Here is a 23,366-nt window from a genome sequence, read left to right as displayed (position 1 = left end):
CGCTGCCATGGCAGCGCTTTACCCCGGGATGGATCCTATGCGCCTCTTTACCCTTCGCCCTGTTTTCCACCACGCCGTCCGTTCACCCTCTTTCCCCTTTATGCGCCGCGCAGCGGCCCTGCTGTTGGCGGGGATCACCGGTCTGCTGTTGGCCGGCTGCGGTCCGGACAAGCCCGCGACTACGGCAGAGGCTCCCGCAGCGCAACAAGAGATTGGGGCGCCGGACGCCGTGGTGCAAGCCAATGCCCGTCAATATCGGGATGCACCGGCGCTGGCGCTGGTTTTCTCCGGTCCGCTCACCCCCAGCGCAAGCTGGCAGCGCTGGCTTGCGGTGAGCGAGGGGGGCAAGCAAGTGCAGGGGGAGTGGATCCTGGCCGATGATGGCCGCACCCTCTATTTCCCGAACGTGCAGCCCGACAAGCGTTACGAGGTGACCCTCAAGGCTGGGCTGGGCCCATCTCCCCAGAGCTGGACTCTCAAGACCCGTCCGCTGGAGGCGGGGGCCTCGTTTACCGCGAGCGGCATGGTATTGCCGCTGCGCGACGATCTGCGTCTGCCCATCAGCGCGGTCAACGTGGACGAGGTCAATATCGACTTCTTCCGGGTGGATGCGGAATATCTGCCCCGTTTTCTGGCCGAGTATCGCCCCGGCGCCGGCATGGGCAACTGGGATCTCGAGCAGATCACCCAGCGCGCCAAGCGGGTGTTCAGCGGTCGCTATGCCTTGTCGCTGGATCCCAACCGGCGGGAGACCCGCCTCATCAATGTGAAGGAGCCACAGCTGGCGGAGGCCGGCGTCTACTTTGCGGTGATGTCGCCCCTTGGCAACTACGACTGGCGCAAGGAGACCACCTATTTCGCGGTGAGCGACATGGGGCTCAGTGCCCGCCGCTACCGGGATCAGCTGGAGGTGTTCGTGAGCTCCCTGGCGAGCGCCGATCCCCTCAAGGATGTGCAACTCTCTCTGCTCGACGAGAAGGGCAACCGGCTGCAGGTGCACGCCACCGACAATCGCGGTCATCGCCGGTTCGATCAGGTGCAGGGAGCCCGCTTGCTGCTGGCGGAGCAGGGCAAGCATCTGGCAGTGCTGCGTCTCGATGGTGCGGCGCTTGACCTCTCCACCTTCGATCTTGGAACCCAACCCTGGCAGGCCCAGCAGTTGTATCTGTTCAGCGGGCGCGATCTCTATCGTCCCGGTGAGCGGCTTGACAGCGAGATCCTGCTCAAAGGGCAGGATGGCCAGCTGCTGCCGGGGATGGCGGTGGAGCTGGAAGTGAAACAGCCGGACGGCCAGCTGCTCGAACAAAAACGGCTGCTGCCGGACAACCTGGGCGCCGCCCACTACGGCCTGCGTCTGCCGATGGATGCGCCGCTCGGGCGCTGGACCATCAACCTCAAGACCGCCGCTGGCAGTCGCTTCGAGTGGCCTTTTCTGGTGGAGGAATTTCTGCCTGAACGGTTGAAACTGCAGCTTGGCAAGGGGCCGGATGGTGAAGTCACGGATCTGGACGCCGCCCTCACCCTGCCGCTCAGGGGGGATTACCTCTACGGCGCGCCAGCGAGTGCCACCAGGGCGAAGGCGGAGGTGAAGATAAGCCGCGCCACCATGCCCTTTACCCGGTGGCAGGAGTTCACCCTGGGAGACGTGCTGCTCGGCGAGCAGGCCAAGGCGCTCGATCCCGTCAATCTCACTCTCAATGAGCAGGGACAGGGGACCGTTTCGCTGGCAGATGAACTCGACGGCGTGCGTGCCCTCGGGCCGCTGGAGGTAGCCTATCGTGTGTCGCTCTCCGAGCCCGGCGGCCGCGCCGTCAATCGCAGCCGCACCCAATACGGCTGGCCCGAGGGGAGCCAGTGGCCGGCGCTCAAGGCCGATTTTGTGGCTGATCGGGTGGAGGGAGGCAGGCCGCTGCCGTTCCAGATCCTCAACCTCGATAAACAAGGGCAACCGGTAGCGGGTGAGGTGAAGGTGCGCCTCATCAACGAGTACCGCGATTACTACTGGCACTACGCCGATGGCGAGGGGTGGAAATACGAGTTCAACAGCCAACCCTATCTGGAACAGGAGCAGACTCTGCAGCTGGATGGCAAGGGGCCGACGCCTCTCAGTCTGACGCTAGCGGCGGGCTGGTATCGCCTTGAGGTGGAAAATAGCCAGGGTCATCAATCCAGTCTGCGGCTGGAGATCGGCAGCTACGCCTGGGGCGGTGGTGGCGAGCAGGCGCGGCCCGACAAGATCGCCATCACCCTCGACAAGCGCGCCTATCAGGCCGGTGACAATGCCAGGGTGACTCTGGTGGCTCCGCGCCCGGGCAAGGGGTTGCTGATGGTGGAAGATGGCGACGGCCTGCGCTGGTGGCAGCGTATCGAGTTAAAAGCCGAAGGCAGTGAAAAAGAGGGGCGTGGCGAGTTCGAGATCCCCGTCAGTCCCGAGTGGCAGCGTCATGATTTGCATATCTCGGCCCAGATCGCAGCCCCCGACAACGGATCGACGGCGGCGAGCGGCAAGGGGGCGCCGGGTCTGCGCTCGATCGGGCTGGTGCCGCTGACCCTGGACAGGGAGTCCCGCCGCCTGCCGCTCACCCTGAGTGCGCCGGACAGGGCGGTACCGCTCACCCGTCTCGAGGTGACCGCTACCTCGACCCCGAATAGCCAGGGGCGGGTGGTGCTGGCGGCGGTGGATCGGGGCGTGCTCAACATCAGCGACTATCGCCCCCTCGATCCGTTCGAGATCTTCTTCGGTCGCAAGCGCTTCGCTCAGGATTTGTTCGATAACTATGGCCAGGTGATCCCGCCCCAGGATGGCAAGCTGGCCCGTCTCAACTACGGCGGCGATGCGCCGGCCCTGAAGAAGGGCGGGGCGCTGGAGAGCAGGGTCGAGATCGCCGCGCTCTGGAGCGGCGAGGTGAGTTTTGACGAGCAGGGCATGGCGCTGATCTCGCTCGAACTGCCGAACTTCAACGGCGAGCTGGCGCTGATGGCGCTGGCCTGGAACGAGCAGCAGGTGGGGCAGGCAGAGCGCGCCGTCAAGGTGGTGGCGCCGCTGGTGGCCGAGATCGGTTGGCCGCGCTTTGGCGCGAGAGGCGATGAGACCCGGGCCCTGGTGCAACTGCGCAACATGAGCGGCGAGGATCAGACCCTCTCCCTTGATTGGACCCTGAATGGCGGACTTAAGGCGAACGGCAATCTGCCCAGCACCCTTTCCCTTAAAAATGGCGAGGAGCAGTGGCTGACCCTGCCGCTCACGGTGACCGGAGCGAGCGGGGTAGCGCGTTTGCAACTCGCCGCCAGCGGCAAGGATATCGCGATAAGCCGCGATTGGTCGCTGCCACTGCGCTCTCCCTGGCCGGCCCAGACTCGCCAGCGTTACCAGATGCTGGCCCCCGGCCAGCAGATGAGTTTTGCGCCAGACGAGCTGGCCGGGCTGGATGGCGCCAATTTGCAGGGGCTGCTCAGCCTCTCCGGTACGCCGCCCTGGGATCCGGCCGCCCAGTGGCAGGCGCTGGCCGATTATCCTTACGCCTGTCTGGAGCAGACCCTGTCCCGTGCCTGGCCTTACTTGCTGACCACGGCAGAGGAGCGCAAGAGCTGGTCTAAAGGTTTGCCCAAGGCCGACAAACCGCTGAGCGAGGCGGAGCTGCAGCGCGCCTTGCTCCAGCGTTTGCAGCGGTTGCAACTGCCAAGCGGCGGCTTTGGCCTGTGGGACGGCCGCTCCGACGAGGAGCAGTGGCTCACCGCCTATGCCGCCGACTACCTGCTGGCTCGCCAGGAGGCCGGCGATGCGGTGCCGGAAGCCATGTTGAGTCAGGCCCTCAAGCGCCTGCAGAGCTACCTCACCGACAGTCAATACGGGGAGCGCTGGAGCAGTGCCCCCGAACACAGCCGCCTGGCCTATCAGGCTTATAGCGCCTATGTGCTGGCGCGGGTGGGCAAGGCGCCGCTCGCTACCCTGCGCCTTATCTGGGAGCAGCAGGCCGATCACGCCCGCTCCGGTCTGCCGCTTTTGCACCTCTCGCTGGCCTTCTCGGTCATGGGGGATGAGCAGAACGCGGCCAGAGCCATCGACCGGGCGCTGGCCACCGAGCGTGCTGACGGCTATCTGGGGGATTATGGTTCTGCGCTGCGTGACCAGGCCCTTGAGCTCTCCCTGCTGCGCCGGCACAAGCTGGCGGAAGATCGCTGGCCAGCGCTCAGCGCCCAGGTGGCAGATACCCTGGCCCATCGTCAGTGGCTCAGCACCCAGGAGCGCCTCGCCCTGCTGCGCCTGGCTCAGGCCGATCCGGCCGCCGGGTGGCAGGCGCGGATCACCTCGTCATCCGGTACTCAACCGGTTGCCGGTGACACCAGCCTGCAGCTTGGCGCCCCCGAGGCGCTGGCGGCCAGCACGGTTACCAACGAGGGCAAGGGCTCGCTCTATGTGCAGCGCACCCTGATTGGCTACCCCGAGCAGGCTCCTGCCCGGTTGAGTCAGGGGATAAGCGTGACCCGCAGCTGGTTCAACAGCGACGGTCAGCAGTTTGATCCCGCCAAGGTGAAGGTGGGCGATCTGGTAGTGGTACGCCTCAATGTCAGCAGCGGATCGGCGGTGCCCGATGCCCTGCTGGTGGAGATGCTGCCGGCCGGTTTCGAGCTGGAGAATCCGGCCCTTGGCAACAGCATCAAGCTCGAGGAGCTCTCGATTGAGGGGAAACCGGCCTGGCAGAGCGAGTGGAACGACTACCTCAAACATCAGGAGTATCGCGACGATCGCTATACGGCGGCGCTGGACCTGAGCGAGGGGAGTAACCAGCAGCTGGTCTACCTGATGCGGGCGGTGACGCCGGGTCGCTATCAGGTGCCGCCGACCCAGGTGGAGGATATGTACCGGCCCGAGCTGCGGGCTGTGGGTGAGGATATCCATGAGGTGATCATCTCTGAGTAACGTTCCCTCCCTTGAGCGGGTTCGCCCGCTCACTTTCTGGCAGCGTGGCTGGCTGAAATTGAGTCGCAGTGGTCGCGCCTGTCGGCGCTGGCTGCGCTACTCGGGGCTGGGGGCTATTGTCCTGCTCCTGTCGCTGCTGGCGCTGGATCGCGCCTTTCCGCTGCCGCCGCTCGATCCCGCGTATGCGCGGGTGGTGCTCGACATGAAGGGGAGGCCACTGCGCGCCTTTGCCGATACCAGCGGCGTGTGGCGCTACCCCGTGACGCTGGAGCAGGTCTCCCCCCGCTATATCGAGGCGCTGCTGGGCTACGAGGATCGCTATTTCTGGCGCCATCCCGGGGTCAATCCGGTGGCCATGGTGCGCGGGGTCTGGTTGTGGCTGCGCCACGGGCGGGCGGTATCGGGGGGCTCGACCCTCACCATGCAGGTTGCCCGCCTGATCGAACCCTATCACAGGAGCGTGCCCGGCAAGCTGCGCCAGATGGCGCGGGCGCTGCAGCTGGAGTGGCACTACGACAAGCGCACCCTGCTCACCGTCTACCTCAACCGGGCTCCCTTTGGTGGCAATCTGGAAGGCGTCCAGGCGGCGAGCTTTGCCTATCTCGGCAAGAGTGCGGCCAGGCTGACCCATGCCGAAGCGGCGATGTTGGCGGTGCTGCCCCAAGCTCCCAGCCGCTACCGGCCGGACAGGCATCCCGAGCGGGCCCGCGCCGCTCGTGACAAGGTGATGCTGCGGCTGGTCAGGCAGGGCGCCTGGCCCGAGGCCGTGTGGCGGGAGGGGCGTATCGAGCCGGTGCTGGCCCGTGGTCACTTCACGCCGATGGAGGCGCCGCTGTTCGCCCGACTCGCCGCCGACAATCAGGCCGGGGCACTGGTGCACACCACCATAGACGGCGATCTGCAGCGCTGGCTGGAGGGGCGGGTAGAGAGCTATATCCGCCGCTTCCCCGAGCAGACCTCCGCCGCGCTGCTGCTTGTCGACAACCGGACCATGGCGGTGCGTGCCTACGTAGGCAGCGCCGAGTACGGCAACCTGAAGCGTCACGGCTACCTCGACATGGTGCAGGCGATCCGCTCCCCCGGCTCCACCCTCAAACCCTTCATCTATGGCCTGGCGCTGGATGAGGGGCTGGTTCATTCGGCCTCTCTGCTCTCCGATGCACCAAGGCTTGGGGCTGACTATCGCCCCGCCAACTTCACCGGCGCCTTTCAGGGGCCGGTGACCCTGACTCGGGCCCTGCAGCAATCCCTCAACGTGCCGGCAGTGCAGGTGCTGGAGGCACTGGGTCCGGACAAGCTGGCCAGCCGGCTCGACAATGCCGGGGTGAGGCTGGCGCTCTCGGACAAACCCAATCCGGCCATTGCGCTGGGGGCGGCAGGCATTCGGCTCGAGCAGCTGGTGGCGCTCTACAGCGCGCTGACTCGCCAAGGGCAGGTGGCGATGCCGGTCTGGCTGGCAGATCAGCAGGCAGTGTCGCGCCCCTTGTTGAGCCCGGGGGCCGCCTGGATCATCTGGCAAATCCTGAGTGCCCAGGGGCGAGCGGATCAGCCCTTTGCCAGCGAGGCGACCGGCCGGGTCAATCGGCTGGCCTGGAAGACGGGCACCAGCTATGGCTATCGGGACAGTTGGGCGCTGGGGGTCTCCGGTCGCTGGACCTTAGGGGTTTGGCTCGGGCGCCCTGACGGCACCCCTATGCCCGGTTTCTACGGCCAGAGTGCGGCAGTGCCGCTGCTGCTCTCGGTTTACTCGCGGCTCGGTGACGACAGTCCCTTGCCGGTGCAGCCCAACACGGTGAGCGAGGCCGAGATTTGCTGGCCGCTGGGGCGGCGGGCGAGCACCACCCTGCCGGAGACCTGCTTGCAACGACAGAGTGCCTGGCTGCTGGAGGAGCGGGATCCCCCCACCTTGCCCGATCCGCTGGACTGGCCTTCGCCGCTGCGTCAGGTTGCGCTGACCGATCAGGGAAAACCGACCCTGGCCCGTTGCCGTGAGGCCGCAGGCTCAGGCTGGCGGGCGCTCTGGCCGCTCTCGCTGGAGCCCTGGCGGGCTTTTGGCGAGCGGCGTCAAGCAGTGTTGGCTGGCGGCTGTGCGGGAGAGGCGGTGCGTACCGAGTTGCAGGCGCCCATCCGCATCATGGCACTGGGGGAGGGGAACCTTATCCGCAGCGAACGTTACCGCTTGCAGCCCAGGGTGCTGGGTGGGGTGGGTAAACCGTTCTGGTTTCTCAACGGTCAGCGGCTGCGCTGGGACGGGGATCAGGTGCTGAGCAAGGCGGGCCGTTACCAGCTGGTGGTGGTGGACGAGGCGGGCAATAGCGACCGCATCGAATTTCGCCTGGAAAATCCCTCCTGATCGGGAGGGAGTACGCTCAGGATTTGACCTGCCCCAGGCGGGTGAAGAAGTGCTGGCTCTTGCGCTGGTGGAAGTGGCTCTTCTTGATGGAGTGAAACACCAGGTTGCTGTCTGGGTGGCTCGCCTTGAGGCGGTGGATCATCGCCATGGCGGGCAGACTGGTGCTGATCATGGTGGTGAGGGGCAGGCTTCGGGTTTGTGGCCCCAGTAGTTGGTTGAGTGCCTGCTGGGCCTGCTCGAATCGCGTCAGTGCCGCGGGTTCCGGGTATCCGCTGCCGAGCATGGCGAGCAGGCCGTCGAGGGCCTGATGAAACTCGGCCAGCTGCTGGCGAAAACCGCTGCGTCCACGCAGGGCGATGAGCTCCGCAAACGGGATCTCGTTCAAGTGAGTGGGCACTTGCAACGGGATCTCCAGATGGAAGCAATCCTGGCCGCCGCGGTTGTGATAACGGGATTCGAGCAGGTGGAGCAACCTGTCCAGATAGTCGTGATCCGTGATAAGGGCTCCCTCATTGGCGAGCGCCCACTCACGGGCGAGACGCATGGATAGAAGGTTGGCAAAGCGTCGTGCCATCCTGATCCCTCCCTCGTCCCGGCTGGCAAAGCCGTTGTCGAGGCAAAAACCGTGCAAGCGCTCCAGGCCGGCCTGGGCCGGGCAAAAGCAGTCGTGATTGGCGCTTTGACGCCAGCGTGCGATGAGTTCTTTGTTGCCAAATACCTTGTGGCGGACAAAATCGGGGGTGAGAAGGCTGCCGAGCTGACTCTCCAGCTGAGGGGTGATGGCGGCAAAGAAGGCGGGTTCCGGCCGCTCTGCCAGCAGATCCGTCTCTGTTTCGAGGGTATCCAGCAGGGCGGTCAGGCCGCTCTTTTCGCTGACGGTGAAGACGAAGGCGAGCCGCTCCAGATAGAGCAGGGCAAACTTGAGCCAGAGCTCGTCACGTACCTCCATGCCGGGGTAGTAGATATAAGTCTTCATCGGATCAATCTGTTGTCGGGATCTTGCCAGGGCGCAGGGTCGGGAATATACGCAAAATCGCCGCCGTGCGGCAAACATTGCGTGGTGGTCTGTGAGCAAACGCTCATCCAGTAGGCGCTGGGCACAAAGTTCTGATATAATTCGCGCCCTTAAATCAAGGTCACCCGAGTCATTACCATGAAGTTCATTATCAAGCTGTTCCCGGAAATCACCATCAAGAGCAAGTCGGTTCGCCAGCGTTTCATCAAGATCCTGCAGGGCAACATCCGCAACGTCCTGCGACGCTTCGACGACGACGCCCGGGTGCGTATGGACTGGGACAAGCTGATCGTGAGCTCGCGCAATGACCAGTTCCGCGACCAGGCCATAGAGGCGCTCGCCTGCATCCCCGGCATCCAGTCCTTCCTCGAGGTACAGGCCAGCAAGTTCACCGACCTGCACGACATCTTCGAGCAGGTGAAAGCCGTGTGGGGTGACCAGCTCAAGGGCAAGACTTTCTGCGTGCGTGCCAAGCGTCACGGCAAGCACGAGTTCTCCTCTCTTGAAATTGAACGCTATGTAGGTGGTGGCCTGAACCAGCACTGTGAGAGCAACGGTGTGCGCCTGAAGAACCCGGATGTGAAGATCAACCTCGAGATCGACGGTGAGGAGCTGTTTATTGTCAGCGCCATCCATCAGGGCTTGAGCGGTATGCCCATCGCCACCCAGGAGGACGTGCTGAGCCTCATCTCCGGCGGTTTTGACTCGGGCGTAGCCTCCTTCCAGTTCATCAAGCGCGGTTGCCGCGTGCACTACTGCTTCTTCAATCTGGGCGGCGCGGCCCACGAGATCGGCGTCAAGCAGGTGGCTTATCACCTGTGGAACCGCTTCGGCTCCTCCCACCGGGTGCGCTTCACCGCGGTGGACTTCGAGCCTGTGGTGGCCGAGATCCTCGAGAAGATCGACAACGGCCAGATGGGCGTTGTGCTCAAACGGATGATGATGCGCGCCGCCGCCAAGGTGGCCGACGAGTTCCAGATCCCGGCGTTGGTGACCGGCGAGTGTGTGGGTCAGGTCTCCAGCCAGACCCTCACCAACTTGAACGTGATCGACCGGGTGACCGACAAGGTGATCCTGCGCCCGCTCATCACCTGGGACAAGCCGGATATCATCAGCGAAGCGCGCCGTATCGGTACCCTGGAGTTTGCCGAGACCATGCCCGAGTACTGCGGCGTCATCTCCAAGAAGCCGACCGTGAAGGCGGATCTTGCCCGGATCGAAGCGGAAGAGGCCAACTTCGACTTCGCCATTCTGGACAAGGTGGTAGCCGAGGCCCGTTACCTCGACATTCGTCGCATCGGTGAAGAGACCGCCGCCGAGGTGCAGGAGGTGGAGACCACCAGCGACACTACCGACAACGAGGTGATTCTCGATATCCGCTCTATGGACGAGCACGACGAGAAGCCGCTGGTGGTGGAAGGGCGTGAGGTCATGCATATCCCCTTCTTCAAGCTGGCTACCGCCTTTGGTGACCTGCCGAAAGAGAAGACCTACCTGCTTTACTGCGATCGCGGCGTGATGAGCAAGCTGCAGGCGCTCTACTTGAAAGAGAAGGGCTTTGACAACGTCAAGGTGTACCGTCCGTAATGGTTAAGTGACTCTTAATAAAAAATCCGGCCAATGAGCCGGATTTTTTGTTGCACATCGTGACGGTTGCCCTCAGGGGCAGGGGACCGGGGTAAAGGTGGTTTGACCCTGACAGCGCCAGCCCATTTCGGCCTGACGCATTTGCCACAGGTTGTTGCTGCGATAGAGGGTCAGGATGTAGAGCATGTCGCTCTTGTTGCCATCGAGGGCAACGGAGAGCACCAGATCGTTGTCCAGCTGTCTGGCCTGGATACGACTGGGTATGTCGTTGTGGCCGACGAAACGCAGTGCCACTTCACGGTAATCATTGACCCAGCTCTGGCGTGCACTGCTCGCCTGGCGGATCTGCTGGTTGAACTGCTGTACCGGGGTTGACGCAAGACGGCCGAACAGCACCTGCGCGTCGGCTTGCGCCGTTGTCGCATAGATCAGTAACAGTGAAGTGATGAGTCCAAGTTTTTGCATAAGGGATTCCGGCTTACAACACTGGATCCTATGACAACAGAAAAGCCTGCTTGGTTCAACGAACAAGGCCGGGGGGCAAGCCCCCCGCACTTGTCATTGGCTGCGCTGCAACGAGAAGGTAGGCAGTGACAGGTGCCAATAGATGGCGGCAACCCGCAAGCCAAAGACGGTTGTCATGCAGATGAGCATGGCCGTCACCCGATCCACGTTGGCCTCCAGCGCCAGGGTATAGAGAATGCCCCCCAGGATGCAGGCGGTGGCATAGATCTCCTTTTGCAGCACCATCGGGACTTCCCGGGCCAGCACGTCCCGGATCATGCCGCCTGCGACCCCCGTCATGGTACCCATGATCACCGCGATGAGCCCGGGGGTACCGAAGTTGAGGGCCTTCTGGGCGCCGATCACGGTAAACAGGGCAAGCCCGAAGGCATCGGCTACCGGCAATACGTACCAGGGCATGCGTCTGGGTAACTTGACCATCCACATGCCTACAAGTGCCGTGACGATCACCACCCAGATATAGAGGGGATCGCGTACCCAGAACACAGGGGTAGCCCCCAGGATCATGTCGCGGATGGTGCCACCGCCGATGGCGGTGACGGCGGCCAGCACCATGACACCGAAGCCGTCCATCCTTAGCCTCCCTGCAACCAACACTCCCGAAAACGCGAATACCGCAGTACCAAACATGTCGCTGATATAAACAATCTGCTCAACCAGTGTCTGCATGGAGAACAACTTACGTCCAGTTATTGATGGGGTCGCGATTTTAGGGGGCGCGCCGCCTCTGACCAATGGGCGTCTGCAAGAAGTGGGAGCCAGACCAAGTTTTTGTCTGCGACAGCATGAATGGCTAGGTGCGTGGGGCGGTAATACTGCAACGTGAAGGGATAAGGTGATGGCCGAATGAGGCCTGTCAGCCCCGGCCGCATGCTTTCATCAATGGATTGCTGATATTTTTTCCTCAAGTTAAGAGAGAACATGCCGATAAATAGGGTAAGCGGCGCTAATGCGATGAAGCGTTAAAAAAACTGCTAAAGACATCGAAAAAGCAGCCGTTAAATAAGACGCATCAGGCAGGAAAAACAATAAAGCCTGAGTAAATAAAAGAGCAAATTTAATAGCTTAGGAGAATAGTCATGAGTATGTATGTAAATACCAACGTTTCGAGCATCAATGCTCAGCGTAACCTGCGTAATAGCAACATTAACCTGGATACCGCCTATCAGCGTCTGTCATCCGGCCTGCGTATCAACAGCGCCAAGGACGATGCTGCCGGTCTGCAGATCTCCAACCGTCTGACCTCCCAGATCAACGGTCTGAATCAGGGTAACCGTAACGCGAATGACGGCATCTCTCTGGCCCAGACGGCTGAAGGGGCGATGGAAGAGATCACCGGCATGCTGCAGCGGATGCGCACCCTTGCACAGCAATCCGCGAACGGTTCAAACAACACCGATGACCGTACAGCACTGCAGCAAGAGGTGAACCAGCTCTCTACCGAGATTGACCGTATCGCTGGCGATACCACCTTCGGTGGTACCAAGCTGCTCGACGGTTCGTTCAACGGCACCTTCCAGGTGGGGGCGGATGCCAACCAGACCATCTCTTTCAGCCTGACCGGTTTCGCGTTCAATGTTGATGGTATTGCCAAGAATGCGTCAGCATCCGCTGCTTTGGCATCTGGAGCTAATGGGATCAACATTCAGACTGCATCCACTTCACAAGTGGTGCTTGCAAATGTGGACAAACTCATCAAACAGGTCGATGCCAAGCGTGCCGAGCTGGGTGCGGTGCAAAACCGGATGGAATCGACCATTCGCAACCAGTCCAACATTGCGGAAAACGTCAGTGCGGCGCGAGCTCGTGTACGTGATGCGGACTTTGCGGTAGAAACTGCGAATCTGACGCAGTTCAACATCCTGCAACAAGCAGCATCAACCGTACTGGGTCAGGCTAACCAGCGACCCAATGGTGCACTGCAACTGCTGCGTGGTTAAGAATAAAAAATGAAAGGCGGTTGTTCAGGCCGCCTTTCCGGAGGACGCATCAGAGGGTGTTCGGGAAATCATGTCTCTGATAAGTCACAACACTGTAGTACACTACTAAGCTCAGCGGGCAGTTTATATTCTATAAACCTTCCCGCCCAATTCTCCTGAGCTAAAGCTCGTTGGCCGACCTTGATGTCGGCCTTTTTTATTTTCAGCTTAACAAAGCATAACTCATGCCAGTTCTGAAATGCTTTCACTAGCGATAAAAAGGAGTCGTACGCTTCTGCTTTATCGTGAACCGTCAAGGTTTTGAGGGGATAGACAGATCCAGTCATCTCTTCAGACTGTCAAATTGTTGGCTCAATGAGCGTCTGTTGCCATTGGCTCGAGTCAAAACAATGACCCTATCTTGAGTCTCTGCTCCCCTTTTTTCTGATATACACCTGTGACAATTCAGTTACTTATCTGTTCTTAACCAAAGGTAGCCGATGTGTTTGAGCTGCTCTTTGGGGGCGGATTGATCTGAGGGGGGCAATCATTTGCCGCAGGCGGCAAAAAAAAGACTAAAGCTTCGTTCAGCGTGGCCGTTAACCAAGGTAAGCAAAAGATTGGGTGTTCGGGACTCCTGGATTTTGCGGTGTGGTGGGTGATTGTCCGTTCAAACAATCCCCACTGGTCGAGAGTAGGCGGGCTCGTTCAACCCTCTACTCCCGGATTGCAACAAGGCTGATGTAAGCGAGGCCTGCAGTCTGTATCGATTGGGAGATTAAATCATGGCTATGTTTATTAACACCAACGTGTCCTCGCTGAACGCTCAGCGTAACTTGATGAATACCAACAAGACACTGGACACTTCATATCAACGTTTGTCGTCCGGTCTGCGTATCAACAGCGCCAAGGATGACGCCGCCGGTCTGCAAATTTCCAACCGTTTGACCTCCCAGGTCAATGGTTTGAACCAGGGTAACCGTAACGCAAACGACGGTATCTCCCTGGCACAAACCGCAGAAGGTGCGATGGAAGAGATCACCGGCATGCTGCAGCGCATGCGGACTCTGGCACAACAGTCAGCGAATGGTTCCAACAACACCTCCGACCGTACCGCGCTCCAGCAAGAAGTCGACCAGCTCTCTACCGAGATCGACCGTATTGCCAGCGACACTACCTTCGGTGGTAAGAAACTGCTGGATAGCTCCTTCAAGGGCGAATTCCAAGTCGGTTCCGATGCCAACCAAACCATCTCTTTCAGCCTGACCGGTTTCGCGTTCAACGTGGCTGGGATCGCCAAAAATGCGGCAGCAACTGCAGCCTTTGCTTCTGGTGCATCCGGGATCAACATCAGCACTGCTTCCAAGGCTCAAGCTGTACTTGGCTCCGTCGACAAGATGATCAAGTCTGTTGACTCCAAGCGTGCAGAGCTGGGTGCGGTGCAAAACCGGATGGAATCGACCATTCGTAACCAGTCCAACGTGGCCGAAAACCTTTCTGCCGCCCGAGCGCGTGTACGTGATGCCGATTTCGCGGTCGAAACTGCCAACCTGACCCAGTTCAACATCCTGCAGCAAGCCGCCTCGACTGTGCTGGCACAAGCCAACCAGCGTCCGAACGGTGCATTGTCGCTGCTGCGTTGATAAGCTGATGAACAGGTATGGAAAGTAGTTGGAGGACATCATGGCAAATGAAGTAAACCTTGGCTCGGCCTCCTCCTATGCTTTTCCAAAAACTGAAAGCAGTAGCCGTGAGGCTACTGCTTTTGTTTTGGCGCAGCAGAAAGAGGATGTGGCGAAGAAGCGTCAGCAAGAGTTGGATGAGGCAGCAAAACAGGAAGCTGCCGCCAAAGAGGAAACAAAATCAGCATCTTTGGAAGAACAGGTACAAGAATTGCAGTCGATCGTATCGATCAAAGGATGGTATCTGAATATTTCCAAGGATAATGAGCTTGGCAAGACCATCGTCAAGCTGCTGGACAAGGATTCGGGAGAGGTGATCCGCCAGATCCCGAGCGAAGAGTTGCTGTCCATATCCAAGCGGTTTCGTGAACTTGAGCAGTCGGGGCTCGATGAGAGTCATCGCAAAGGGCTGCTGTTTGATAAATCTGTGTAGAGGGAGGTTTGTATGGGCTCGATAACATCTGCTGGCGTGGGATCCGGCTTGCCACTGGAAGATCTCATCAAAGCATCTTTAGATGCAAAGAAAGCCCAGTTTGAAAAACAGGTTGTGACCCGTGAGGCCAACCTGAAAACCTCGCTTTCTGGTGTCGGCAAGTTGAAATCAGCCATCGACACCTTCAATACAGCCCTTCAGAAGTTGGCAAAGCCGACCGACTTTGCGGGGCGCAAGGTCACCATAAGCCAGGATACGACCAATCCGGTGCTGAACATGACGGCGACGGATACAGCCAGTCAGGGCAAGTATGATATCCAGGTGGATCAGTTGGCCAAGGGGACCAAGCTCACGTCTCAGTCTGGGACATTCAGTTCGCCCAAAGACGTGATTGCCACTGCCGATGGCAAGTTGACCTTTACCGATGGTGACAAGTCCTTCGAGGTTGATGTCAAGGCGGGGGATACCCTCGAACAGCTGCGCAAACGGATTAATGCCAAGAGTGACAGCAATTTTGGCGTATCGGCCAACATCATCACCAGCAATGGTCAGTCCCAGCTCGTGCTGGAATCGTCCGTCACCGGCAGTAGCGGCAATTTGCAAATCACGGCCAGTACGCCAGAGCTGCAGAAATTCGATACAAGCAGCCCCTCTTCATCTTTTGATCGGGAAAATGGTGTCGATGCCAAGGTGACCATCGACGGCGTGGAGGTGACCAACTCCTCCAACACCTTTGACAACGTTATCCAGGACTTGAAGTTCACTGTACTGCGAGTCAGTGACAAGGAGTCTGACGGGGTCACCTCCAAGAAAACCAAGGTCACTGTCGAAGACAACATCGATAAAGCCAAAGAAAACATCAATAATTTCGTCAAGGCTTACAATGATTTGCAAACGACCATGGATGCATTGGGCAAAAGGCCCGTGATCGTCGGTGGTAATCGAACCGGGGACCCGGGTGAACTCGCCGGTGATCCGACGCTGTTTGCAATCCGGAATACCCTCTTTAAAGAGCTGTCCAGTGAGACAGGCAGTGGGGCCATCAAGTCGCTGTTTGATATCGGCATCAAGATGGACAAGGATGGAAAACTCTCCGTTGACTCCACAAAACTCGATGACAAATTGAAGTCGGATTTTAATGGCGTATCTGCACTGTTTTCCGGCAGTGATGGTCTGGCCAAGCGCATTGACCCGCAGATGAAGGAATATACCAAGTCTGCCGGATTGCTGGCTCAGCGTCAGGACGGGATTAATACCCAATTGAAAGACATTGCGCAGAAACGAACCGACTTCAATTCCTATATGGTGACTTATGAAGAAGGCTTGCGCAAAAAATATGCTTCACTCGATGTGATGATCGCCAAGATGAACTCTTCTTCCAATGCCTTGGCTGGCATGTTGATGTAAATTTAATTGAGACGGTGTTATGTATCAGCGAAACATTAAAGCATATAAAGCTACGTCACTTGAGGCCGAATTGTCGGTGGCCGATCCCCATCGTGTCATTCAATTGCTCATGCAGGGTTTTCTGGAGCGTTTGGCCAAGGCCAAGGGAGCCATTGAGCGCAAGGATTACGAACAAAAATCGATGCTGATTTCGTCGGCTACCGCCATATTGAATGGCCTGCAAGACTCCCTTGATATGGAACTGGGTGGCATTACCAATGATCTCTATGGCTTGTATGCCTATATGAAGGATCGTTTGCTTGATGCATCCGTGAATATGGATATCGCTGCGATTGATGAGGTCATCGGGCTGATGCTTCCCATCAAGAGTGCCTGGGATCAGGTGCCGGAAGAGGAGAAGCAAAAAGCGTATGCGATGCGCCGTGAAAGGGGAGAGCTCTCCTGATGCCTGATCTTCGCAATGAAATCATCAGGCTGACGCAACGCATCATAGTATCGCTGGGTGGTGAGGATGAAAACCTCACTACCGCTCTGATAGACGAACGACGGGCGGTGATCGACAAGTTGATTGCCCATCGTGACCCTCAAGTCGACTATAGCGAATTTGTTAAGCAGGTGTCTGAACTGGATGCTCAGATTGTCGACACGCTTTCCCAACATAAAAATGAAGTGGCTGAATCAATTTCATTGCTCAGCAGAAGCAGCAAAGCGTTGGCGTCATATAATAAAAACCGTGGAGAGTTCTAATGCCATCGTTAAATGATATCATTAATCGTTCGGAAGATGAGCTGCAACGTTTGACATTGCAACATCAGCAAGAAATTGCATTGGCACAACTAATTCCGGTTCGTTTTTCACAGAATATCGACGCCTTCCAGAAATATATTCCCTCGATAGCTGAGCAGTTTTCATCCTACAAGCCAAGCGCCGATTTTGAGATTTTTTGTATCGAGAATGGTATTGCCAATCTGCGTTGGCAGGAGAGCGGCCATATTTTATATGGCGAAGATCCATTCGATGAATGCCTGCAACAGATCGAAGCCGCATTGGCATCCGGTGGATTGATAAAATTTGGCATCGAGCGGCAATGGGATCCTTTCCAGCAGCAGCACTTTCTCTATACCAATGCATTGCAGAATGTGATTGCCGAGTTCAGCAAACAGAATACCGCCAACACTGAGACTCTTCCTCACGATATTCCACTGATGCTTATGTTTGGCCTGGGCCTTGGCTATCAGTTGGGATATCTCTACGAACGCAAGAACATCGCCAATCTGTTTGTTTTTGAACCGAACCTGGATCTTTTCTACGCATCCTTGTTCTGTTTTGATTGGGCGCCATTGCTGGATTACATCGCTGAAAACAAACTGGGTATTCACATCTTTCTGGGGCAGGATGAACATGTCATCATGCAGGACCTCAAGGATGCGGTGAATAAAAAAGGTGCATTTTTATCTTCCCAAGTGTTTGGCATGTCCCACTACCAATCAGCAGTGCTCTCATCGCTACAAGCTCAAATTGCCAAAGAGTTCTATTCGCTGGCGATGGGATGGGGCTTTTTTGATGACAGCCTGTTTGGCCTCGCAAATGGCGTTGACAATATCCTTGCCGGCGCCCGTTTTCTGAGTCTGAAAAACAGACTGCCCACATCCCTCAAAAAAACGCCAGTCTTTGTCATCGCCAATGGCCCGTCGCTGGATGCGGATATCGAATTTATCAGAGCGCATCAGCATCAGGCCATATTGATTGCATGCGGTACGGCAATCTCCTCGCTCTATAGGGCGGGCATTACGCCAGACATATATATTGCAGTCGAGCGGGTCAACATGGTTGCGGCACATCTTGCCCAGATGAATGCCAGCGAATATTTGCAGGATATCCTGATGATTGCCCCGGATGTCATTCATGCCGATACCAAGCGTATGTTCAAACGATATGTACTTGGCATTAAGGCTGACGAGCCGCTTTACGTCTTGTTGTGCAATCATTTTGACTGGGCGGCAGAACTGCAGTGCTTGAGTTGCATCAATCCGCTGGTGGGCAACCTGGGGATCAGTTTGCCGCTGCACCTTGGTTTTGAACGCGTTTATCTATTCGGACTTGATAATGGATTCAAGTCTGCCGAGCACCATCACTCCCGTCTGAGCGGTTATTATGATGACAAGGGCAAACCTATCGCCGCTTATAAAGATATGGCGTTGGCGCTGGCTGACAATATCAGGCCTGCCAACTTTGGCGGTGAAGTGCAAACCAATCAGCTATTTTCTGCCTCTGTGATGATGGCTGAATTTCTGGTTCAGCATTGCCCGGATGCAAACATATACAACTGCTCCGATGGCGCTTTGATCAAGGGTTGTGAACCGCTGAAGAGCCGGGATATTGTGGATTTGCCATCCATGCTTGATAAGAAGGTGCTGGTTGATTATATCTACAACGACATGGCCATCTCGGTGGATACCTCTCGTGATGCGATCGAGCCGCTGCTTGACGTTGATCTGTTTGCACGGGTGATGGAACTGATGAAACAGGATTGGGCTGCCGATTTTGCCTCACGGGCCATGCTGGTGGAGGCGATGCAGCGCAGCATGGAATATATCAACGTGATCCGTGAAAGCAGGCAGTCTCATATCCACAACATACTGTTTGGCTCTCTCAACGGCATGTTTACCCTGTATCTGGCGATAGCCTATTTCAACGATGATGAAACCTTGTGCATGGCATGTGTCAATGAGCACAGGAATCTCTTTGTGGAATTTCTTGACCGTATGGGAATGATTTATCCCCATGCCCTCGATTATATCCAGGGAAGACACATTGCGGCTGTGCCTAGTCTGGCTTATCAGTTGTCATAATATTTTGACATCTTGAGCTGTCAGAACAATCAAAGCCCTCCCGTCAGAGACGATGGAGGGCTTTTTTGTATGAGGTGTAGAACGTGAAGCCGGGGAGGGCGTCACCCCTTGTCGATCATTTCGAAGAGGGCGATGAGTTCATATTCGAGTTCGTCAGCCAGGGCCAGCCAATCTTCACGCTCTTGTTGCTCCAGTATGCGCTTGATGAGCACGGGCAGCAGTTGCTGCTGTTGTGCTGGCCAGCTCAGGCTCTCGGATGCGGTTTGCTCCAGCAAGGCAGGAAGAGTCTGGATTGCCTCCAGAGACAAGCCAAGGCGAAAACGTTGCGCCAGTGCAGTGAGTTGGGCTGTCAGAGAGGCACTCATTGGGTTATCTCCGGGTGATAGTGGCTGCCCTGGATATGCGCACCATCCTTGCAGGTGTTCCAGAAACGAACCTCGGGGTGACGATCTATGTAGCGCTCCAGCTCACACAGGTAGCTGGCAAAGTTCAGGGTCGTGGCCACCCGGTTGCCATGGCCATCGTGCACCCAATGACGCGCCGTATGGGCACTCGGGCCAAGTGAACCATCTTGCCAACCGGTATGGGTTTGATTGCCCGGGAATGCGAAGTCGACGCCCATCAAGATGACATTGTTGGCCCCCATCTTGACGGCCAGATCCACGGCCGGGTGGATCACGCTCCCTCCTGAATGCAGCACGCCTCTGGGCAAGCTGGTACGCAGGGCCTCATAGGTCTGGCTCATCGAGTAGGCGCCATAGCGCGGCCCCTGCCAGGCGGCCAGCGTCTCATGGGGCAGCATGGGGAAGTAGACCAGCTTGACCTCTTCGGAGCCGTGAGCTGGCAGCCTGTCCTGACCTATCAGGTGATCGATCGTGACGACCAGATCCGGCTTGATGTGGTGCGCGAGCAGCGTCTTGTAGGCCGTATCGACACATATGATGAGTGGTCGTGTGGGTAGTTTCGCAAGTCCGCCCAGATAGGGCAGGTGACGTGCCAGTGTCGGGCCGGTGGCGATGATCAGTGCTGTGCAGTCAAGTCGGGAGCCAAACAGCTTGGTCACGTCGGCATCGTGCGCCAGTAACTCGCGATTGCTTTCTAGTCGCGCCAGGCGTTCTGGGTCATCGGCTTTGAAGCGCCGATTGACGAATGGCAGGTTGATCTCGCTGATCAGCCGATCCCGGATGCGGACGGCAGCATCGTCGACCAGCAGCAGCTCGGCCGGCAGGGCGAAGAAGGGTAACCGGATCTCCTGGTCATCTCCCGCCATGGTGAGCACGACCCTGGGATCAGCGAGCCAGTCATCCTGCTCCAGCAGGCGCAGTACCAGCGCAAACAGGGCGCCATTCATGATCTTCACTTCCAGACGGCGCAAGCTGCTGCGTTGCAACAGCACGCGGGGCAGATCGCCAAGCCCGGTGCCATAAATATGCAGTACGGGCTCTTCGGGCAGGCTGGTGGCCTGTAGTTCAGCCTCTTTTACCCTATCGTGACGGCTGGTGAGCTGGATCCCGTCGACGCTGAGGGTGGAACCCAGTCCCTCGGTCAGTTCAACCTGGAGGTGCGTTACATCTTGCGCCAACAGGCGGGGCCAGAGGGTCGGCCAGCGCTCGCTGATAAGCTGGCCATGGCGAGCAAACAGTTCCTCATTCATCCTGTGCTATCCACTCCCAATCCAGCGGTTGGTTGGCGCTCATGTCCCGGGTAACCCGCTTGCCGAGGAGGCGATCGTAATCGGCTGGGGGCAGGCCAAGGGCGGGCCGAACCGACTTGATGTGGGCTTCGGTCAGGCGCTCTCCGGTAGCAATATTCTTGACTAGATAGAGGGAGCGGCGAAATGCGCGGTTGCCCTGCTCGCTCGGGGTGAGCTGATAGTCGGCGACGCCGAGCGCTGCCTGGGCGGTATTGACCGAGGCAACCAGCTCGGCAAGCTCGGCGGGCTCCATGGAGAAGGCGCAATCCGGTCCGCCATCCGCCCGGGCCAGAGTGAAGTGCTTCTCGATGAGGGTGGCGCCGAGCGCGGTCGCCGCGATGGCGGTGGCGCTGCCCAGCGTATGATCAGAAAGCCCCACCTGGACGCCAAAGCGCTGGCGCAGCATGGGGATGGCCCGCAGGTTATATTCGGCTGCGGGCGCCGGATAGCCACTGACGCAGTGCAACAGCGCCAGCTGGCCGTTGCCGTGTTTGAGCGCCATTTCGACAGCGGCTGCGATCTCGGCCTCATTCGCCATGCCGGTGGACATGATGAGGGGCTTGCCAGTGTGGGCGGCGTAGCGAATGAGGGGCAGGTCCACCAACTCAAAGGAAGCAATCTTGTAAGCCGGGCAATCGAGGGATTCCAGCAAATCGACTGCGCTGAAATCGAACGGGCTGCTAAATACAGTGAGCCCCAGCTCGCGCCCCTTGGCAAACAATGCCTGATGCCACTCCCAGGGGGTATGGGCCCATTCGTAGAGGTCATAAAGGCTGTGGCCATCCCACAGGCCGCCATGGATCTGGAATTCGGGTCGCTCGCTTTTGAGGGTGATGGTATCGGGGCGATAGGTTTGCAGTTTGACTGCGCTGGCTCCCGCCTCCTTGGCGGCGGTCATGATCGCCAGGGCGCGCTCCAGGTTGCCGTTATGGTTGGCCGACAGTTCGGCGATCACATAGGGGGGCTGCGTCGGGCCGATGGATTGATGAGCAATCTGCATCTGTGTTCAGGTTCCTGTGCCAAGTTGCCAGCCTTGTGGCGCCGACTGCCAGGGGGCTGGAGGCGCATCTTGCGGCGGTTTGGCAAGATAAAGTGGGAATTGGGAAAAAATCTTTAGCAAGCGATATGCCAGCTCTTGCCAGTCTTGTGATTTGAGTGGCTGGTGTGCCTGCCAGGCCAACTGCTGACCGCTTAGCTCAAGGGTGAGCAGGCATGTCTCTTCCTGCCCTCCATCTTTTTGTAAAAATTGCCAGCGTTGACCATCGGGCCGCAGCTGATAACCGTTTTGCGGCAGCAGCCAGGCGGTGAGGCGATCGAGCCCGAGGCCATCCACTTGCTGCTGACCGCGTTGGCGATACGCCTCGGCCTTTTGTTCCAGTGAACACAAGGCCTGCGCGAGCCGCGAGGGGTCAGCGAGCTCGCTTAGCGTCAGGCGTTCGGCCAACTGGAGGCGGTCGATCACCTCATCATTGAACTGCTGGTTGTCGACGATGGGCACCGCCAGGGTTGGCAGGCCGAGGCAGGCGCGCTCCCAGGTCATGCCGCCGGCGGCACCGATGGCAAAATCGTGTCGCGTCATCAACTGCGCCATCTGATCGCTCTGGCGCAACAAGTCGATGCCAAGTTCGGGCAGCTCGGCAACCCTCTGCTGCAATTCGTCCCAGAAAGGGTTGGCGCCGCCCGCCACCAGGGTCCACTGGATGGTGCGGGCCCAGGGTAGACGAGCCAAGCTGTTGAGGGTGGTGAGACAGGCGCCGGCCGGATCGGCGCCGCCAAAGCAGATGAGCCCCCGTTGCCACTGAGCGATCTCTTGGCGTGCAAGCTGTCGGAAGGCCGGGCGCAGCAGCGCGTAATCGGTTCCCAGCAGCAGGCGACAGTTGTCTGGTATCAGGGGCTGATAGTTGGCTGCGGTGCGAAGAGGTCCCTGGTCCAGCAGGAGCTGACCGTGATGCGGTCGATCCGCCAGATCGTCGATCACCAGCAGTTGACAACAGTGGCGCGCCAGCGAGGCTTCAAGGGCTTGGTCGATGGTGTAGTGATCGACGATGAGCCAGGCCGGTCGTAGTTGGGACAGGGGCCCCGCATCATCCAGCGCAGCCAGAGGGTGGTAGTGGTGCAGCTTAAGCAGAGGCTGCAGGTGAGCCGGCAACCCATAACAGAGAAAGTGGCACTCGGCCCCCGCCACCTGCAACCGATCGGCGATGGCCAGGCAGCGCATCAGATGACCCAGCCCTATCTCGGGGCCTGCGTCGAGTCGAAATGCAATATCAAACGTCATGCTGGTGTAATACCCGATAGAGCAGTTCGGCCAGGCGCCAATCTTCCGGCGTATCGATGTCGACCACCCTGTGCCTTGGCAATATGTGTCCTATTCCTTCTCCGCCCACCGGGCTGATGCCGCCCAACCAGGCGGCGCGGCTGCCCCAGTAGAATTGTCCCGCATCCTGATAGGCGGGCTCCAGATCCTGAGAGCGCTTGGCCATCTGCTCTGGCCAGAAGGGAGTCACGCGTCCCTGCTCATCCATGCGCACTGCCCGCTGAATGGGAAAGCCGAATTCCGCCACCGAATAGACGAAGGGAGCCTGGCTTGCGAGCTGTCGCTGGTGGGCCGCCTTCAGGTCATCGGCCTGGATGAGCGGCACGGTGGCATAGATGCAGCAGTAGTGATCGCTGGTGACACCGAGCTCGTCGAGTCGCCGAATGGCATCGATCACCACCGGGGTGGTGCCGGTATGGTCGTCGGCGAGGTTGGCGGCGCGCAAAAAGGGCACGTCGGCGCCGAGCTGGCGTGCCACGCAGGCGACCTCCTCATCATCGGTAGAGACCACAATCTGGCTGAAACACCCTGCCGCTTTGGCGGCGTTGATGGCATAGGCGAGCATGGGCTGGCCGCAGAAGGGACGGATATTCTTGCGCGGGATGCGCTTGCTGCCCCCTCGGGCCGGGATGATGGCGATGGCCATGAAGTTTCTCCATGAA

The 23,366-nt window shown here is 58.7% G+C and carries 18 protein-coding genes; 10 read left to right on the top strand and 8 right to left on the bottom strand.

The genetic code is table 11. The features are described from left to right. Positions 1-100: 100 nt before the first annotated feature. On the top strand, positions 101-4,921 hold the full coding sequence (locus ACB034_RS18355; RefSeq protein WP_371173460.1) for an alpha-2-macroglobulin: 4,821 nt from the start codon (positions 101-103) through the stop codon (positions 4,919-4,921). Between the two features lie 52 nt (positions 4,922-4,973). Further along, entirely contained in the window at positions 4,974-7,274 is a 2,301-nt protein-coding gene (gene pbpC / locus ACB034_RS18350; RefSeq protein WP_371173459.1) for a penicillin-binding protein 1C, read from the top strand. Between the two features lie 16 nt (positions 7,275-7,290). Here the strand turns inward: pbpC and ACB034_RS18345 are convergent, their stop codons facing one another. Further along, positions 7,291-8,250, bottom strand: a complete 960-nt coding sequence (locus tag ACB034_RS18345; RefSeq protein ID WP_371173434.1) for a hypothetical protein — start codon at positions 8,248-8,250, stop codon at positions 7,291-7,293. A gap of 177 nt (positions 8,251-8,427) precedes the next feature. On the opposite strand from ACB034_RS18345, the gene thiI reads away from it, so the two are divergent. Next, a complete protein-coding gene (gene thiI / locus ACB034_RS18340; RefSeq protein ID WP_371173433.1) occupies positions 8,428-9,876 on the top strand; it encodes a tRNA uracil 4-sulfurtransferase ThiI in 1,449 nt (482 codons plus the stop codon). Positions 9,877-9,948: 72 nt separating this feature from the next. Here the strand turns inward: thiI and ACB034_RS18335 are convergent, their stop codons facing one another. Next, positions 9,949-10,341, bottom strand: coding sequence for a hypothetical protein (locus tag ACB034_RS18335; RefSeq protein WP_042025514.1), 393 nt, complete (start codon positions 10,339-10,341; stop codon positions 9,949-9,951). A gap of 93 nt (positions 10,342-10,434) precedes the next feature. Next, positions 10,435-11,070, bottom strand: a complete 636-nt coding sequence (locus tag ACB034_RS18330) for a trimeric intracellular cation channel family protein (protein ID WP_026458511.1) — start codon at positions 11,068-11,070, stop codon at positions 10,435-10,437. A gap of 410 nt (positions 11,071-11,480) precedes the next feature. On the opposite strand from ACB034_RS18330, the gene ACB034_RS18325 reads away from it, so the two are divergent. The 7 genes from ACB034_RS18325 (at position 11,481) to ACB034_RS18295 (ending at position 18,694) form a co-directional block, all read left to right on the top strand. Continuing rightward, the gene (locus ACB034_RS18325; RefSeq protein ID WP_061475469.1) at positions 11,481-12,341 is read left to right on the top strand and encodes a flagellin; all 861 of its coding nucleotides are present in this window, start codon (positions 11,481-11,483) and stop codon (positions 12,339-12,341) included. Positions 12,342-13,105: 764 nt separating this feature from the next. Then, positions 13,106-13,963 carry a flagellin gene (locus tag ACB034_RS18320; RefSeq protein WP_224211492.1) on the top strand — a complete coding sequence of 286 codons (858 nt, stop codon included), beginning with the start codon at positions 13,106-13,108 and terminating at the stop codon, positions 13,961-13,963. 40 nt (positions 13,964-14,003) lie between these two features. After that, entirely contained in the window at positions 14,004-14,435 is a 432-nt protein-coding gene (locus ACB034_RS18315) for a flagellar protein FlaG (protein WP_124238375.1), read from the top strand. Positions 14,436-14,447: 12 nt separating this feature from the next. Next, positions 14,448-15,842 carry a flagellar filament capping protein FliD gene (gene fliD / locus ACB034_RS18310; protein ID WP_371173432.1) on the top strand — a complete coding sequence of 465 codons (1,395 nt, stop codon included), beginning with the start codon at positions 14,448-14,450 and terminating at the stop codon, positions 15,840-15,842. Between the two features lie 19 nt (positions 15,843-15,861). Next, the gene (fliS, locus tag ACB034_RS18305; RefSeq protein WP_042025520.1) at positions 15,862-16,287 is read left to right on the top strand and encodes a flagellar export chaperone FliS; all 426 of its coding nucleotides are present in this window, start codon (positions 15,862-15,864) and stop codon (positions 16,285-16,287) included. Beyond that, on the top strand, positions 16,287-16,589 hold the full coding sequence (locus tag ACB034_RS18300) for a hypothetical protein (RefSeq protein ID WP_371173431.1): 303 nt from the start codon (positions 16,287-16,289) through the stop codon (positions 16,587-16,589). Before fliS ends, ACB034_RS18300 begins: the two co-directional genes overlap by 1 nt. Then, entirely contained in the window at positions 16,589-18,694 is a 2,106-nt protein-coding gene (locus ACB034_RS18295) for a 6-hydroxymethylpterin diphosphokinase MptE-like protein (protein WP_371173430.1), read from the top strand. The genes ACB034_RS18300 and ACB034_RS18295 overlap by 1 nt, the downstream gene beginning before the upstream one ends. Before the next feature lie 101 nt (positions 18,695-18,795). On the opposite strand, the gene ACB034_RS18290 is transcribed toward ACB034_RS18295, so the two are convergent. From ACB034_RS18290 to pseF, 5 genes are read right to left on the bottom strand one after another with little or no spacing between them, the layout of a single operon-like run. Then, entirely contained in the window at positions 18,796-19,059 is a 264-nt protein-coding gene (locus tag ACB034_RS18290) for a hypothetical protein (RefSeq protein ID WP_268854789.1), read from the bottom strand. Next, a complete protein-coding gene (locus tag ACB034_RS18285; protein ID WP_371173429.1) occupies positions 19,056-20,348 on the bottom strand; it encodes a motility associated factor glycosyltransferase family protein in 1,293 nt (430 codons plus the stop codon). Before ACB034_RS18285 ends, ACB034_RS18290 begins: the two co-directional genes overlap by 4 nt. Beyond that, complete coding sequence (gene pseI / locus ACB034_RS18280) at positions 20,341-21,387, bottom strand: pseudaminic acid synthase (protein WP_371173428.1); 1,047 nt, start codon at positions 21,385-21,387, stop codon at positions 20,341-20,343. The genes ACB034_RS18285 and pseI overlap by 8 nt, the downstream gene beginning before the upstream one ends. A gap of 6 nt (positions 21,388-21,393) precedes the next feature. After that, a complete protein-coding gene (gene pseG / locus ACB034_RS18275) occupies positions 21,394-22,665 on the bottom strand; it encodes a UDP-2,4-diacetamido-2,4,6-trideoxy-beta-L-altropyranose hydrolase (RefSeq protein ID WP_371173427.1) in 1,272 nt (423 codons plus the stop codon). Continuing rightward, positions 22,655-23,350 (bottom strand): pseudaminic acid cytidylyltransferase, encoded by a 696-nt coding sequence (gene pseF / locus ACB034_RS18270; RefSeq protein WP_225632861.1) that lies wholly within the window; start codon positions 23,348-23,350, stop codon positions 22,655-22,657. Before pseF ends, pseG begins: the two co-directional genes overlap by 11 nt. Positions 23,351-23,366: the final 16 nt, after the last annotated feature.

It is taken from the genome of Aeromonas sp. S18(2024) (assembly GCF_041402525.1).
Lineage (GTDB): Bacteria > Pseudomonadota > Gammaproteobacteria > Enterobacterales > Aeromonadaceae > Aeromonas > Aeromonas enteropelogenes.
This window is presented reverse-complemented; position numbering and strand designations above follow the sequence as displayed.